Source organism: Mesorhizobium sp. ZC-5 (assembly GCF_025753855.1).
Lineage (GTDB): Bacteria > Pseudomonadota > Alphaproteobacteria > Rhizobiales > Rhizobiaceae > Neomesorhizobium.
Genome location: NZ_JAOWPT010000009.1, coordinates 1 through 16,427, shown reverse-complemented (window position 1 = coordinate 16,427; position 16,427 = coordinate 1). Strand labels below are relative to the sequence as shown.

Annotated in this window: 10 protein-coding genes; 9 read left to right on the top strand and 1 reads right to left on the bottom strand. The window is 63.3% G+C overall.

Annotated elements, in window-relative coordinates; genetic code table 11:
- The first annotated feature begins 180 nt into the window (after window positions 1-180).
- Genes OHD58_RS21010 through OHD58_RS20970 form a run of 9 tightly spaced genes read left to right on the top strand, consistent with a single transcriptional unit; the run spans window position 181 to window position 9,602 of the window.
- The gene (locus tag OHD58_RS21010) at window positions 181-972 is read left to right on the top strand and encodes a GntR family transcriptional regulator (protein WP_263805389.1); all 792 of its coding nucleotides are present in this window, start codon (window positions 181-183) and stop codon (window positions 970-972) included.
- Complete coding sequence (locus OHD58_RS21005; protein WP_263805388.1) at window positions 965-2,473, top strand: ABC transporter substrate-binding protein; 1,509 nt, start codon at window positions 965-967, stop codon at window positions 2,471-2,473. The genes OHD58_RS21010 and OHD58_RS21005 overlap by 8 nt, the downstream gene beginning before the upstream one ends.
- Before the next feature lie 27 nt (window positions 2,474-2,500).
- Window positions 2,501-3,430 (top strand): ABC transporter permease, encoded by a 930-nt coding sequence (locus OHD58_RS21000; protein WP_263805387.1) that lies wholly within the window; start codon window positions 2,501-2,503, stop codon window positions 3,428-3,430.
- Window positions 3,427-4,290 carry an ABC transporter permease gene (locus OHD58_RS20995; protein WP_263805386.1) on the top strand — a complete coding sequence of 288 codons (864 nt, stop codon included), beginning with the start codon at window positions 3,427-3,429 and terminating at the stop codon, window positions 4,288-4,290. Before OHD58_RS21000 ends, OHD58_RS20995 begins: the two co-directional genes overlap by 4 nt.
- Before the next feature lie 5 nt (window positions 4,291-4,295).
- Window positions 4,296-5,087, top strand: coding sequence for an SDR family NAD(P)-dependent oxidoreductase (locus OHD58_RS20990; protein ID WP_263805385.1), 792 nt, complete (start codon window positions 4,296-4,298; stop codon window positions 5,085-5,087).
- Window positions 5,088-5,127: 40 nt separating this feature from the next.
- Window positions 5,128-6,051, top strand: a complete 924-nt coding sequence (locus OHD58_RS20985) for a polysaccharide deacetylase family protein (protein ID WP_263805383.1) — start codon at window positions 5,128-5,130, stop codon at window positions 6,049-6,051.
- Window positions 6,044-7,588: a gamma-glutamyltransferase family protein gene (locus tag OHD58_RS20980; protein ID WP_263805382.1), complete on the top strand. Its 1,545-nt coding sequence runs from the start codon at window positions 6,044-6,046 to the stop codon at window positions 7,586-7,588. Before OHD58_RS20985 ends, OHD58_RS20980 begins: the two co-directional genes overlap by 8 nt.
- A complete protein-coding gene (locus tag OHD58_RS20975; RefSeq protein ID WP_263805381.1) occupies window positions 7,585-8,559 on the top strand; it encodes an ABC transporter ATP-binding protein in 975 nt (324 codons plus the stop codon). Before OHD58_RS20980 ends, OHD58_RS20975 begins: the two co-directional genes overlap by 4 nt.
- A complete protein-coding gene (locus OHD58_RS20970; protein WP_263805380.1) occupies window positions 8,556-9,602 on the top strand; it encodes an ABC transporter ATP-binding protein in 1,047 nt (348 codons plus the stop codon). Before OHD58_RS20975 ends, OHD58_RS20970 begins: the two co-directional genes overlap by 4 nt.
- A gap of 223 nt (window positions 9,603-9,825) precedes the next feature.
- Here OHD58_RS20970 and OHD58_RS20965 read toward each other — a convergent pair whose 3' ends face one another.
- Window positions 9,826-16,362 carry a hypothetical protein gene (locus OHD58_RS20965; protein WP_263805379.1) on the bottom strand — a complete coding sequence of 2,179 codons (6,537 nt, stop codon included), beginning with the start codon at window positions 16,360-16,362 and terminating at the stop codon, window positions 9,826-9,828.
- Between the last annotated feature and the right edge of the window lie 65 nt (window positions 16,363-16,427).

The following is a 16,427-nucleotide window of genomic DNA, read 5'->3' as shown; positions in this document are numbered from 1 at the left end:
ATCTCAATTGAAGTATCTGGAGCACCAGTTTTCAAGATTGACATGTCAGCGGCAGGGATGCAATCGTGAATCCCCGATCATCGTTCAGGTCTCCCTTGAATGATGCATTCCCGCACGGTTCGGCTGACTGGCAAGACGCCGATGCGTCGGTCCGGGCTTTCGGTGGAAGGAAGGAGGATTATGCTCGACAACGACGCATACGCATCGCCCGCACCGACCGGCGGCAAGGGCGAAGCCGCCGAGCGCGCGCTGAGAAGCGCGATCGTCCACTGCGTGCTGGCTCCCGGTGAGCGCCTTTCGGAAGCTCGCCTGGCGCAGGAGTTCGCACTTGGCCGCGGCGCCGTCAGGGCGGCTCTGACCCGTTTGCAGGCAGCAGGTTTTGTATCGGCCAGCGCCCGCAGCGGCTGGTCGGTTTCTCCGATCTCCGCCGGCGAAATCCGCGAGGTCGTCTCGGCCCGTCGCCGGCTGGAGCCGCTTCTCGGCTCGGTGGTCGTTGGCGAAGGGGATCGCGTGCGGCTGGAGCGGCTGGCCGACATGCATGTCGCACTGGCGCAGCGCGACGATCCGGGCGGCGATGTGCTGCCGACCATCCGCCGTTGCGAGCGCGACCTGCTCGATCTGTTGGCCGATCGTCTCGGCATGCCTGTGATCGCCGGCTGGCTGCGCGACCTGTGGGACCGTTCCGGGCGCCTGGTTCACTTCTTCGAGGCGCGCGGCCCGGCGCGGCTCGCGCCGGCGGACCGGCCGGGCTTGATCCGGGCTCTGGTCGTCGGCCGCCACGTCGAAGCGGCGCAAGAGGTCACAAACGCCGTCGCGGCCCTGGAAACGTTTCTGCTTGCCCGATTCCTGGAATCGGAAGCAGCTGTCGGCAAGCCTGCCGGCCGGCGTGTGCCGCTGAAAAGAAGCCCGACAGCCGCTTCTTCGAAGCAAACAAAAAGCTCAACCAGAACAGGGACACTCGACGATGCCTAGGATCGATCGCCTGCTTGCCGCCGCCTCACTGTGTCTTGCACTGTTTGCATCGCCGCTTATCGGCACGACCGCCCACGCAAAGGATGCACTGATCGTCGATCTCGTCAGCGAGCCGTCGTCGCTCGATCCGCAAAAGCAGTGGAATCCTGACAGCTACTACGTCTACCGCAATATCTTCGACAACATGCTCACCCGCGACGACGACGGCAAGATTGTCCCGCAGATCGCCACCGCTTGGAAATACGCCTCCGACACCGAGGTCGTCTTCACAATCCGCGACGACGTGAAGTTCCATGATGGCGCCCCGCTGACGGCCGAGGACGTCGCTTTCAGCGTCAAGCGTATCATCGATCCCAAATTCGCCAGCCCGCAGCTTGGCCAGTTCAACAAGATCACCTCCGCCGAAGTGACCGGCGAGCACGAGGTCACGCTCAAGACCGACGGCGCCTATCCGGTGCTGCTGGCGCAGCTCGTCAAGCTCTCCGTCGTGCCCAAGCATGTGGTCGAAAAGGTCGGCGACGACGCCTTCAACCTCGCGCCGATCGGGTCCGGCCCCTACAAGTTCGACAAGTGGCAGCGCGGCGTTTCTGTCACGCTCGCGCGTAACGACGACTACTGGGCCGACAGAGGCACCTTCACCATCGCCGAATTCCGCGCCGTGCCGGATGCCGCCACCCGCGTCGCCGACCTGCAGTCAGGTGCTGCCGACCTCGTGGTCAGCCTGGATTCGGACCTCGCAGCCCAGCTCAAGGGCTCGAGCGCGGCCAAGCCGCTCATCGCGCTCACCGAGCGGGTCGCCTATGTGAAGCTCAATCCGACGCTTCCGCCATTCAACGACGTACGCGTGCGCCAGGCGGTCGCCCATGCCATCGACAAGCAGGGACTGGTGGATGGCATCCTCGGTGGCTTTGACAAGCCCGCCGACCAGATGGCTACGCCCTCGCATTTCGGCTATGTCGAAGGCATCACGGGCAGTGCTTACGATCCTGAACTGGCGAAGAAGCTGATTGCCGAAGCCGGCGTTTCCGGCACCCATCTCGCCTTCGCCACCTCGCCCACCTTCGACCAGCGCATCGTGCAGGCCATCGCCCAGATGCTCACCGACGTCGGCCTTCCGGTCGATCTGCAGCTCACCGACATGGCGACCTATCTGAAGCATGTGCAGAGCGATCCCGACAAGCAGCCCATGATCTCCTTCGGCCGTTGGTCGTGCGCCTGCCAGGATGTAGACGGCGTGCTGTTCCCGCTGCTGCATTCGTCAAGTTCGTGGTCGTCGCTTCAGAATCCCGACATCGACAAGCTGCTCGATACGGCCCGCAACACGCTGGACGAAAAGGCCCGGCTCGACGCCTACAAGAAGGTCAGCGAATTTATCGCCTCGGACGTGCCGCTGGTCCCGCTCTATCAGGCCGCCGCCATCTATGGCGCCGCGAACGGACTGAAGTGGCAGCCGACCGCGAATGAGAGCATGTTCCTCAATCGCATGAGCTGGGCCGACTGAGGCCCAGGAAAGAACGGAACGCAGCTGGTGTCGGCGTTTTTCCTGAAACGGACCCTCCAGGCCATCATTGCGGTGATGGGCGTCATCACGCTGATCTTCTTCCTGCAGCGTCTTTCGGGTGACCCGACCCTGTTGCTGGTTCCGCAGAACGCGACCCAGGCCGACATCGACGCGCTGCGCCATTCGCTGGGCTTCGACCGGCCGCTGGTCGTGCAATATCTCGACTTCATGCGCAACCTGCTCTCCTTTGATCTCGGCCGTTCCTTCGTTCAGAACGTCGACGTCACAACGCTGATCTGGAGCCGCCTCCCCTACACGCTGATGCTGGCCGGTGGCGCGCTGGTGGTCGCCTTCGGCATCGGCATACCGCTGGGTGTGCTGATGGCGGTGCGGCGCGACAAGCCCGAGGTCAGGCCGATGATGGCGCTGGTGCTCGCCTGCCAGTCCATGCCGACCTTCTGGAGCGCCATTCTGATGATCCTCGTCTTCGCCGTCTGGCTGGGCTGGCTGCCGCCGTCCGGCGCGCGCGAGCCGGCGAGCCTGATCATGCCTTCGATCGCGCTCGGCATGCTGTCGATGGCAACCTTCGCCCGCGTTTCGCGTACCGCTGTGCTCGACGAACTGGAGAAAGACTATGTGCGCACCGGTCACGCCAAGGGTCTGCCTATGCGCCGTATCGTCATGCGTCACCTGCTGCGCAATGCCTCGATCCCGGTCGTCTCGGTCGGCGCCCTGGAAATCGCCAACCTGCTCGCCGGCGCCGTCATCACCGAGACGGTGTTCGCCTGGCCGGGCCTCGGGCAGCTCACAGTGCAGGCCATCAATGCGCGCGACTTCCTCGTCGTGCAGGGCGTGGTCCTGCTCGGCTCCGTCACCGCAATCGTTCTCAACCTCATCGCCGACCTGCTCTACAGCCTGATCGATCCGCGCATCCGCGTCGGCGGAGACACGGCATGACGGAGATTGCCGCGCCCCGCCGCGCTTCCATTGCCCCGAGGCGTATCCCCTGGCCGATCGTTCCCTTCGCAATCATGCTGGCGGTGCTTGTCGCGATGACAGTATTTGCGCCCTATGTCGCGCCACTCGATCCCAACCAGCAGAACCTGCTCGCCCGCCTGAAGCCACCGGGCCACGTCGCGCGCGGCGTCACCTACCTACTCGGTTCCGACGAACTGGGCCGCGACGTGCTGAGCCGCGTCATCTACGGCGCGCGCGTCTCGCTCTCGGTCGCCTTCGCCTCGGTCGTGCTCTCCGGCATCTTCGGCAGCTTGCTTGGCATGGTCGCCGCGTTCTACCGCGGCTGGATCGAGATCATCATCATGCGCATCGTCGACATCGTCTTGTCGATCCCGGCCATCCTGCTCGCCATCATCACGGTAGCGGTGGTAGGCCCCAGCCTCTACACCGTCGTCATCGTGCTGGCGTTCACCCGCTGGCCCCGTTACGCGCGCGTCGCCTATGGCCAGACGCTGTCGGTCGCCAACATGCCCTATGTGCGCCTGTCGCGCTTCATGGGCGCCGGCTGGCCGCGCCTGCTCGGACGCCACATCCTGCCCAACATCGCCGGACCTTTGATCGTCGTCGCCACGCTGGAATTCGGCTTGATGGTGCTGTTCGAGGCAGGCCTGTCCTTTCTCGGCCTTGGGGTGCAACCGCCGACATCGAGCTGGGGCGCGATGCTTTCGGTCGGGCGCAACTACGTCGCGACCGCCTGGTGGATCGCCACGTTCCCCGGCCTCGCCCTCTTCCTTCTCGTTCTCTCCATCAACCTGATCGGCGATTACACGCGTGACCGTCTCGATCCACGTTCCAGGTAGTATCCATGAACTTCGAAAACGAATTCGCCGGCAAGAAGGTCGTCGTCACTGGTGCCTGCGGCATCATCGGCGGCTGGATCGCCGAGGCTTTCCGCGACCACGGCGCGTTTCTGTGCCTGACCGACCGCGACGAAGCAAAACTCTCAGCCCTGAACAAAAAATTGGGCGCCGCTGACGACAGCTTTCATCTTGCCGCCGACCTGATGGATGCCGGTGCGCTTTCGGCCTTCGCCGCCGAGGTCAAGAAGCGTTGGGGCGCGCCCGACATCGTCGTCAACAATGCCGGCATCTATCCGTCCGGCTTCCTGCTCGATATCAACGTCGAGGACTGGGACGCCATCATGGGCGTGAACCTGCGTGCGCCCTTCATCCTGTCGCGCCTCTTCGCCCTGCAGATGATCGAGGCCGGCAAAGGCGGCTCGATCGTCAACATCTCCTCGGGCGCTGCGCGCAAGATGCGCACCACCGTGGTGCCCTATTGCGTGTCGAAAACGGCGCTCGATCGCCTGACCAAGGGTTTTGCGCTGGAGCTTGCCGAGTATGGCATCCGCGTCAACGCGGTGGAGCCCGGCTTCATGGCCGGCAGCGACACAAGCCCTCTGCCCGAGGAGCACGTCCGCACCGTCACCTCGACGATTCCGCTCGGCCGCCCCTCCTCGCCGAAGGATGTGGCGAACGCGGTGCTTTACGTGTCGTCGGAAGCCGGCGGCTATGTCACCGGCGCCACGCTGACGGTGGATGGCGGCAATTCGATCGGTTCGCTGGCGGTGTTCCAGGCGAAGAAGAAGGCGTTGTGAGCGGCGGCGCAAGACGCACGAGGATGGACAGGAAATCAGCATGACAAGTTCTCCAGGTAAAGGGTACGCGGTAGAATCGCCGTGGCCCGCTTATGAATGGCCGCAAGGCAAGCGCTCCGCGGCGTTTCTGTCCGTCGATGTCGACGCGCATTCGCCGTTGCTGTGGTCACTGCGCGATGCTGTTCCCGAACGCCTCGGCGGCATGGAAATCCGCCGGTTCGGGCCGCGCACGGGCCTCTACCGTTTGCTCGACCTTTTCGGACACTACGATTTCAAGGCAAGTTTCTATGTACCTGGCTTTGTCGCCGAGACCTGGCCGGAAATCCTGCCCGCCATCGTCGGCGCCGGCCACGAGATCGGCCTGCACGGCTATTTCCATGAGATCGTCTCGGATGTTTCCGACCGCGAATTCACCGAAGCGCTGGAGGCCAGCCTCGACCTGTTCGTCCGGCAGGCCGGCGTGCGCCCGGTCGGATTCCGCTCGCCGGCCTGGGAGATGACGCCGCATATGCTGCGCGAGGTGAAACGCATTGGTCTCGCCTACGATTCGTCGCTCTCCGGCTTCGACCACCCTTACGAGATCGACGGCGTGACAGAAATCCCCGTCCAATGGGCGACCGACGACGCCATCTTCTTCAAGTTCGAAGGCGGCGGACGCGACAAGTGGCCGTTGCAGTCTGGCCACGCCGTTCTGGAGGACTGGCTCTCGGAATGGCGAACCCTCCACCGCTTCGGCGGCCTGTTCACGCTGACTGTGCACGACTGGATCTCCGGCCGCGCCCAGCGCATTGCGCTACTGGAAAAGCTTCTGGAGGCTATTGCCGCCGAAAGCTCGGCCTGGGTGGCGACCGCCGACGAAATCGCTGACCATCACAAGAATTCGCCGAACAGCGGCCGTTTCAGTGTCGAAGGTGCTGTTCCGCAGCCGATCGGTCCGCGCAGATTTGGGCAAGCCGATGGGTGAGCACTGGAAAGTACGCAAACTCGAGCGGCGGACCGACAAGGGGCTGGTCGCCTGCCAGAACTGGCTCGCCGCCGAGGCCGGCGCAGCCGTGCTGGCGCGTGGCGGCAATGCCATCGACGCCGCGGTTACCACCGCGCTGACGCTGAGTGTCGTCGAGCCCTGGCTGTCGGGCATCGGCGGGGGTGGCTTCCTGCTGAGGGCGGACGGGCGCACCGGCGTGGTCGATGCGCTCGACTTCAACGTCACCTCGCCGCGCCGCCTCGACCCGGCCGACTATCCCCTCGTCCAGGGCCGCGACGGCGACTGGTTCGACTGGCCCTCCGTACAAGGCGACCGCAACCTGATCGGCTATGGCTCGATCTGCGTTCCCGGCACCATCGCGGGCCTGGCAGCAGCACTTGAGCGCTTCGGCACGATCAGCTTTGCGGAAGCCTTGCAGCCGGCGATCGAACACGCCAGGCAGGGCCTTGTCCTCGACTGGTATACGGTGCTCTGCCTGGCGATCGACGCCGAAGGGCTCGGTCGTTTTCCGGCATCGTCCGAACTTTTCCTGAGGGAAGGCCGCGCCCCGCGCGTTCCGGAACGCAGCGGCAAGGCAACCCTGCCGATGCTGCGCAAGGCGGAAACGCTCGAACGCCTTGCCTGCGCCGGCGCCCGCGACTTCTACGAGGGAGAGACCGCCGGTCTTATTGTCGCCGAACTTCGCGATGGCGGGTCGCCCATTGCGGCCGACGAGATGCGTGATTATGCGCCCAGCTGGTGCAAGCCGTTCGAAACCGACTATCACGGCCTGCGCATCCACGCGATGCCCGGCCCGTCGGGCGGGCCGACGATGGTCGATGCGCTGTCGGAACTGGACAAGACCTTGAAGCCGAGCGGCGATGGTCTTTCCGGCCAGACAGCGCTGGCCTTCGCCCGCGCCATTCGCCGCGCCTCGGAAAAGCGCCTGCGCACGCTCGGTCACGCCAGCGGCGAAAGCTGTACCACGCATGTCAGCGTGGTCGATCGCGACGGCACCATGGTCGCGCTCACCAACACGCTTCTATCGCGCTTCGGCTCCAAAGTGGTGCTGCCGTCGACCGGCTTCCTGCTCAACAATGGCGTCATGTGGTTCGATCCGCGACCGAACCAGCCCAATTCGATCGCGCCTGGTGTGCGCCCGCTCGCCAACATGTGCCCGTTTGTCGCCACTGTCGACGGCAGGCCCCGCCTGGCGCTGGGCGCGGCCGGCGGGCGGCAGATCATGCCGGCGCTGGTGCAGGTTCTGTCCTACCTCGCGGTCTTCGGCATGTCGCTGGAAGATGCGCTGCACGTGCCGCGCATCGACGCCAGCGGCGTCACCATCCGGGTCAACCGGCTGGCCCGGCCGGACGTGGCGACGCGGCTGGCGGAGGAATTCCCCTTCGAGATCGTCGAGGATACGCTCTACCCGGTGAATTTCTCGGTGCCGTCGGCGGTAATGCGTGTCGACGGCGAAAATGTCGGCATGGCGCATCCCAACCACCCCTGGGCGGCAGTCGGGGTCGAGGGCGCATGAGTAGAAATGTCCTCACCGTCGAGGATCTGAAAGTCACCATCCACGGCCAGCCGGTCGTCGACGGCGTCGGCTTCCATGTCGCCGAAGGCGAGATCCTGTCGGTCGTCGGCGAATCCGGCTGTGGCAAGTCGATGACCGCCTTCGCCGTCATGGGCCTGCTCCCCGCGGTGGCCAGGCTTGAATCCGGTAGCATCAGGCTGGGCGACGTCGACCTCACGACACTAGCGGAAAAAAAGCGCCGCAAGCTGCGCGGCGACGACATCGCCATGATCTTCCAGGAGCCGGTCGCCTCGCTGAACCCGCTGATGAAGGTCGGCCGCCAGATCGAGGAGAGCCTGATCGTTCACAGGAATCTCGATTCCGCCGAGACGCGCCGCGTTGCCATCGCCATGCTGGAGGAGGTCGGCATTCCGGAGCCCGCGCTGCGCTTCGAGCAATATCCGTTCGAGCTTTCGGGCGGCATGTGTCAGCGCGCCATGATCGCCATGGCGCTGATCTGCCGGCCGAAGCTCTTGATCGCCGACGAGCCGACCACCGCCCTCGATGTCACCATCCAGGCGCAGATCCTGGAATTGATGAAACGGCTGCGCGACACCACCGGCACCACCATCCTGCTGATTACGCACGACATGGGCGTGGTAGCCGACATGGCTGACCGCGTCGCGGTGATGTATGCAGGCCGCATCATCGAGGAGGCGCCGGTGGATGCCATCTTCACACGGCAGGAACACCCTTACGCACGCCTGCTTTTGTCCACCATTCCGCGCCTCGACGGCACGCCCAAGACGGTGCTGCCGACGATCGAGGGTACAGTGCCGGACATCGGCGAGTGGCCCGCCGGCTGCCGCTTCAATCCGCGCTGCCCCTTGGCCGACCGGCAATGCGTCGAGCGTCATCCACCCTTGGCTCCGCGCGCCGACGCTGGCGCCGCCGCCTGCTGGCACAGCGACAAGGTAGGAGCGATGCTGTGAGCGAAACGCTGCTCGCCATGCGTAATCTCAAGGTGCATTTCCCCATCCGCGGCGGCCTATTCGGCCGCCCTGTCGGCTGGATTAGGGCAGTCGATGGCGTCGATCTCGACATCGCCGTCGGCCAGAGCGTCGCGCTGGTCGGCGAATCCGGCTGCGGCAAGTCGACGCTTGGCGCAGCGATCCTCGGTATGCAGCGCCCGACCAGCGGCACAATCAGCTTCGAGGGCAAGCCGATCTTTCACGGCGAGGCCGAGTCGCTGCGCGCCCTGTCCCGCGATGTCCAGATCGTCTTCCAGGATCCCGTCTCGGCGCTCAACCCGAAGCTGACGGTGGGCGAAAGCATCGCCGAACCGCTCGCCATCCATGGCGTCGGCAATGCGAAGCAACGCAAGCAGCGCGTCGGCGAGTTACTGAAACTGGTCGGCCTGCAGCCCGGCCATGCGGCGCGCCGGCCGAACGCCTTCTCCGGCGGCCAGCGCCAGCGCATCGTCATAGCCCGCGCACTGGCGCTCAACCCGAAGCTGCTCATCCTCGACGAGCCGGTCTCGGCGCTCGACGTGTCGATCCGCTCACAGATCCTCAACCTCCTGCTCGACCTGCAGCAGCGCTTGCACCTGTCCTATCTTTTCATCAGCCACGATCTTTCCGTGGTGCGCCACTTCGCCGACCGCGTCTTCGTCATGTATCTCGGCCATATAGCCGAGACCGGAAAGGCCGGAGACGTTTTTGCCACGCCGATCCATCCCTATACGGAGGCTCTTCTCAGCGCCGTGCCGCTGCCCGACCCGGCCGCGCAGCGCAACCGTCGTCGCATCGTGCTGAAAGGCGACCTGCCGAGCCCATCCAATCCGCCGAAAGGCTGCGCCTTCGTCACTCGCTGCCCGCTGGCGCAGCCGATATGCCGGGAGGTACCGCCGCCGCTGGTCGCTGTCAGCGACGACCATCAGGCCGCCTGCCATGTGCGTGCGCCTCAAAGCGGCATCGCCGCGTCGAGTGCCCAGGTTATACCGGCCGGGTCCGGCAAGCACGGAGAACCGATATGATGCGGCTCTGTCGCAAAAAAACGCTTCGGTAAGTGCGGGCAGCTACAAGGGTTCTGTCGCAATCAGCGGCAAGGCGCAACGGTCGTACGTGTCAGTCTGCCGACGCTGGCTGCACCCCTTCAGCATAACGGCGGGGCCAGATGGCTAATGAAATTGGCTAGCAACCGCCAATTTCTCGTCGTCTGGCTCAAACCGATCAGCGTGAAAAGCTGCCTGCTCGCCCTCATCCCTGCGTCGACAGGAAATCGATGATCGCGGACACCTGTGCTGGAGACAGGTGGCTGCCTTCCCTGCCCCCGATCGTCTTCAGGGTGTTCTGACGGAACTCCCTCACCGAATCGGAGCGTTCCGGATGGGCCTGCCAGTTATCGAGTAGGGGGGTTAATGCCTTTGTGCCGCCTTTGGGCCATACCACGCCGTGGCCAGTCCGACCCCTGTTCACAATGTCGGCCAGCCAGTTGGGGACTTGAACCTGGGTCTCGCCGCCATGCGACTGCATAATGGTAACAGTCTTAAGGTCCTGTGCATGCCTTGCCCCAAGGATGCGCGGCGTCGCATCGGGGGTGTTGCGGGTCTTGTGTGCAACACGGATCTCACCGCTCAACGTACGCAGTATGCTAAGCGGTGTTACGGAAACCGTCTCGCGTCTCGCCGCCCTCGGATTGCCGTGTTGGATCGCCCGGTAGAACCCCTCCCCCGGATGGTAGTGCGGCTGCGGTTGCATCCTTCGCGGCAGCTTGCCGCTTGCCCTTAAGCGATTTTTCAGCGGCCAGGAGGCTCGGTTAAGCCAGTGGTCCACTGTGAGGTGCCTGTTAAAGACCACGTCCAGATTCATTTGCGAGGGGTTCATGACGTTACGCCGCCGGCCTGCTAGATCGGTGATGTGCAAGCGGTCAGGATCGACCTTCACCCGCGACAGACGCATTCCGCTGCGCACGCTGCCATCCACGAAGATCAGGCTTTGCTCCGGATCATGAAGCCCGTGCATGCTGGTCAGATCGGGGTTGGCCTGCAGCGCCTGCATCAACCCTGCTGGATCGTCGGTGACCAGTTGCACCTGGATGCGGCTCTGCCCGAGCGCTGCCTGAACCTGCTCGACGAAGGGCTCGGAGACCCTGGCTCCCTGGGGCAGACCGTCGATCTCGATTTCCGGTCGATCCTCGAAGCCGGGTCTCAGAGCGATCACCGCCACCTCAGGCGGAAGCTCCTGCGGGTTTACTAGAACCTCCGGAATGGCCGCGGGGTCATAACCAAGCTTTTGCAGAATCATAAGCCGCGCCCAGAGCGGCAGGCTGACCTTGGTTTCCGACATGACCTTGTTGAAGGGAATGCCGTGAGTGAGTTCGCGCACCACCCCCCGGCGGGCACCGAAGAAGTCCCTTTCACCCGACTGAAGCCGCGTCGCGTCACCGGTTCGCAGTTCGAGAGCCACGGACAATTCGACGACCGTCCGGCTTGAATCGTCTGCATACGCCCCGATCTCCTGCCATCTGACCGCCTCGCCCCTGAACGGAGACGCCTCGGGGTACCCCGCCAGAATCGTCTCGATCTCATTCTGAAAGGTGCTGGCCTTGAACTGAAATGCCTCCTGTACGAAATATCCGGTCAAAGGGCTAAGCGGCGCATTCTTGAATTCCCAACCCCGGACAGATTTGTTCGGCTTGCCCAAGCCGGTCTTTGTTCCCACAGCTCTGCCTACGGAGGAAATCGTGGGGCCGGTGGCGACATCCCCGGGGATGGGAGCTTTGATTCTCCCCGCCGCACCTATGCGGTTGTCCCCAAGGACGTTGCTGATCGCCTGCCGCACGCGCTGTACCCGGCTTGGAGAATCTTGCGGAACGCGGTTGTCCCCCCTGCCGAAGAAGCCGACCTCGCCTGAATGTGGCACGACGAGATAGGTGACGTTATTCGTTTTGTCGTAGTGTACCAGTCCATTCTCGTTTTCCGGAGCCAGACGTTGAAGCTCTCCATTTTCATTTTGCCTGTAGGTGCGGTTCGTTGCTTCGTCATAATGCCAGTCGGAGCCTTCGGGCGCTTCATGCACCGCGTCTCTCTGTGAGGGTTTCCAGATGCCGACACCAGCGGTGTTGTCTCCCCTGCCGAACAGATCGAAGCTCCCCTCCGGCTGCCGCACCAGCGTGACATTAGCGTCGGCATTATAGTAAAGCGGGGCATCAGCAGGAGGCTGAAGGGCCTCGAAACGCTGCCGCTCAACGTTATAAACGTATTCCCTATTGGTCGCGCGGTGAAAGACGCGGGCGCCGTCTTCGAACTGCAACGGCGGCGTTCCGTCATATTGAGACCGGCCGAAGGTCCGGCGTGTAACAGGATCGAAGAACAGTAGCTCGTTTTCATGCACCTGCGTGATGCGCACCTCGTGTGTCTCCGGCTCAATGTCGCGGACCGCAACGCCCCAACGTTCGCCAACGGGTTGCATAGTGTCGTGCGGATCGACATCGTGGTTCGCGATCGTCTGGGCGTCCCCGGCCTCCAGCGCGCTGTAGACAAGCACGACCTCTGCTTCTTCCCGTGTTTGGAGATGTTGCGTGTCGAGACCGTGCAGTGAATCGCCGGCTGGATGAACCAATGAAATCTCGCCATTTGGATCAGCCTCAAAAACCCGCCGCGTGGTCACGCCGTTTGCGTCCACAACGAAGGTTCGCGGGTTGTCGCCATTGTCAGGTGTGGGCGTCCTGGTTGGGAGGGGTGGATTGCTGTTGTTGCCGAGGCCGCGCCGCGACGCCGGTCCGCTGATGGGAGGGTGCCAGATATTTGCAATAATGCCCGCGTCATCGAGCGCCCGCTGCAGAGCCGGTGACGGGGGCGCGCCCAGAAATACCCACCGCGGCTCGTATCCAGGAACAGCGCCTCTCAGCGCGATGTCCTTGTTGATCTGCTCTTGTATCTGTTCGGTCAGGGCGACAGTTCTCATGGTGGGCTCGCCGTCCTCGCTGGTCCAGCGCCCGTACGCTTTAATCTCGACGGCAAGGGTTTGGCCGGTTTCTGGATCAACAACCGCCACATCGACATATCTGCCGCCGCTCCCGTGAACCGGATTGGGACCAGTCGGATCGGCCGGCACAGGGAAATACACCTGCGGGGTACCGCCGTACAATTCGGCGCCGAACTGCTCGGCGTTGGTATGGAAATCCGGGTGGCGCAAATTCTGCAGAGAAACATAGGTACGGCTTGTTGCCGGCGAGGCAGTCAGCATCGGACGTTCAGCGGCGGCCGGCAATTCGATCGGTCGGCTTCCCGCCGGGAGGCTTTGCCTGAAGGTCCGGCTCTCCGAATCCCAGACAAAGCGTGCGGACACGCGGTCCCCGTCCGTCATGGGCGAGCGTGGCGTGGGCCCGCCGTCCGGGTGCTGACGCGTCCCCTCTTGCGACGCGCCGGCCGCCTCGCGGACAACGGTCTCGCCCTGGATAACCGGGTGATCGGCGTCGTGGAAAACCACCTTGTCCGTGGGCCGGTACACCCCGTCGGGACCTTGCTCATGCACGACCATCGGTCGGCCTGTGTCTCCAGCGGTGATCGCGGGCCGCCCCGTCGTATCACTCGGCGGCGGGATCACGCCGTCTGGCACCAGGCCGTCGGAAGTGCTGTGCCGCGCGTTCTGACCGTTGCCGCCGGTTTGCCCGGATCCCGGTCGGACCGATAGTCCCCTGATGCCCATACCGGCGCCGAATACACCTGCGCCGAAATTGAGTACGGCATTGGCGAACTGCAGCCCGTTCATCTCACCGCCATTGACGACGATGTCGTAACCGGAAACGCCGACCAGCGGCACAGCGGCGGCCAGTGTCGTTGCGTTGATGCCGTAGGCAATGCGGTTGGAGATGGCTCCTGACTGCATGTATCGGCCGACGTCGTCGGCGTAGGCACTGGTCGCTTTCATCCCTCCGATGCTCGCCATGAAGGCGGTTCCACGCGGAATGCCTGCACGAATAAGCCCGCCCGTGCGCAGGAGGCTCGAGCCGAGCGGCAAGGCGGTCGTTGCTATACTCGCGAGGTTCATGATCGACTGCGTGTCATCCCAGTCCCCGCCACGGCTGATGTGTTCATTCTGGTTGATGACCGCGCGCGTGCCGAGATAGGCACCACCCGCCAGGGCGATCGGCGCCGCAATCGGCGCCGCCGGCGTGAAGGACAGGACGGTCGCGATGCCGGTCCCGATGCCCACGATCGGATCAATCGCGGATTCCCAAGCCGAGAGCACGCGGGCCTGCTGGGCGTCGATCTCGATCCGGCCGTCTTCGCCCGGCGTCATGTCCAGATCCTTGGCGTAGACGACCTGGCCGTCATCGCTGAACTGCTCGTTGTTGTGACGAAAATCCTCTATATCCGTGTAGCGCTTGCCCGTTATGTCCACATAGACCGTCTCGCCCTCGTCGTTGCGGACGCCAAACAGCGTTGTCTGGCTGGTGCCGTTCTCGTCGACATAAAATATCGGGATCTTGGAGACTTCCGGCGTATCGCCACCGAACTCGCGGATTCCCTCTGCCACGGATTCGACGATATCGGAATGATCCTCGTTTTCGGCGTCAAGGCCGAGCGAGTCTCGGATGGTCCGTTCGAGATCATCGCCTTCCTGGGCATGGAAGGAGCCGTCGAAGCCGTTCTGGTAGAGGCTCTGGAACTGGGGCTGGAAATCGGCATTCAGCACGTTTTGCCTGTCGTTTTCCAGGCGCTCATCCTGCACCAAATTCGGCATGTAATAATTTTCAGTATTCTCGGCGGTATCGCGCTGGCCCGCGGCGGTTCCATTCAACTGGTCGCGGAACACCTCAATATTTCCGATCTCGGTGTTGATGGCAGTTAAATCGAGCGTGCTCAACGCGAGTTCCGGTGCAACCCAGCGACTCTCGGGATTGTACTCGCCGTCATCCGGCGTCACGTCTATTTGCACCTGAATCGGTATTCCGCTCGCGATGACCGCGTCCAGATTGCCGGCCTCCAACTGCTCCTTGCCTTCAGGCGAGATCATGATCGTCTGACCTCGCCATTTCATGCTCACGGGTTCGACGCCGTCCGGGAAGGCGTCGTCAGGCAATTCGGTCGTGCCTGGGCCATGCTCGGCGAGATCGCTCACGAACTGGCTCTTGGCTGCGGTGAGGCCTTCGTTCAAGCCCTCAAGCGCGGTGTCTGCGTTCGATGCGATGAGCTCGTTCAAATCCGCGGCAGCATTTTCACGTGCCGCGATGAATGTCTGGCCATGCGTGTAGATATCGACCTCTTCGGGAACACCTTCTGGATGCTCGTTCCAGGCGCTGTTCAGCGATTTACCCTCCGGAACACCGGTTGCGACATGCTCGTTCCAGGCGGTATTCAGCGACTTATCGATCCACGACCCCGGCGGATTGCGCGACACTTCCGGATTGAGATCTTGATCAAACACGCTCAGCCGGATCGACTGGCCGTACCGGGAGTGGTGCGACGCCGGGCGGTCGATGTTGTACTCCTCGACATATTGCCCACGATCGTAATACAAATCGATCATCGCCTGACCGTCGGCGGTCACATAGACCCGCGCATACATGTCGTCGCCGCCGCCGGAGTTGCCCTCCGCCCACTCGTCGAACATCTCCCGCATCATTCGAGCTGACTCGGCTTCAAAGCTGCGCAGGTCACTCTCGGCGCGCAGGTAATTCGCGTTGGCTTGCCCCAGCGCGACGCGATCCTGCGCCAGGTCGCGCAGGTTCAGCAGGTTCTGATGATCGGGCGATTGTGTGTCGACGCCGGCCTGTTCGTTACGGGTGATCGCAAGCTCGATCGAACCCAAATCGCCTTCCGCGATCAGCCGGTTGTACTCACCAAACAAGGCTTTGACTTCGGCATGTTCGGCCCGGGAGTTTGCATAATCCTCCTGCTGGTAGGCGTCGGTGTGGATGTTTGAGCCTTCCGCGATCGCCTGGGGTGCGTTTGGATCCGGAGCGGCTATCGGAGGATCGAGTTCGCGATTCGCTTCGATGGCCGCGTCGAGCGTCGAACTCGCTTCTTCGTAGGCGCTCCTCACTTCGGTTGCATCGTCGAGAACGGTCTGGGCCGCGGTCAGCGCCTCCCGTGCGTCCTCCAGCGAACCCTCGGGCTCCTTGAAGTCGATGGAGTAGCCGTGCGCGTTCAAGACCTTATTCAGGGTGTCTTCGGCCCCGGCCTGAGCGCTGGCGTGATCGGGGTCGAGCGCATAAACGTCGCTTTGCGCATTAGACTGATCGATGACCGCGGAAAGTTCGCTGATTGTCGCTAAGGTTTCCGAATCCGCCATCAGGGCTTTCGCCACATCCGGATGGACCCAGCGCACCACGCCCTGCCAGTCGACAGGCACCCAATCCGCTCCAGCCCCCTGGGGACGCTCGCCATAAAGGTCGAGCACCTCGCCCTCCTGATCTATCACCGGTTCGGCCAGGAGGCCGGCGCCGTGTTCCTCGATCACCTCGCGGGTTGCCGCCGACACTTCTCCCAGTCCCTCGACAGCTTCGAGATCTAGGCCTGCTCCCTCTTGCTCAATGCCCTCGCTGGCGAAGACACCATCGAGGGTATTGAGGACAGTCTCGGCCTCGCGAGCCTCCTGGGGGTCGCTGCTGTTTGGATTGACCTGCGTCAAGAGTCCGGCCAGATCCGCTTCCAGGCTGCCGGCTTCGAGCTCTACCTCATAGCCGTACTCTTGATTGGCAACCGTGACGGTGCCGTCCGGATTCTCGGTTACCGTATAGCCATTGAATGTCACGTTGACGGTGGTCTTGGTGGCGCCTTCGATCACCACGGTTTCTCCGGGATGAATAAGATCGGGGTCGCGCGGTGAGGTAAACAGTTCGGGATTGCTCT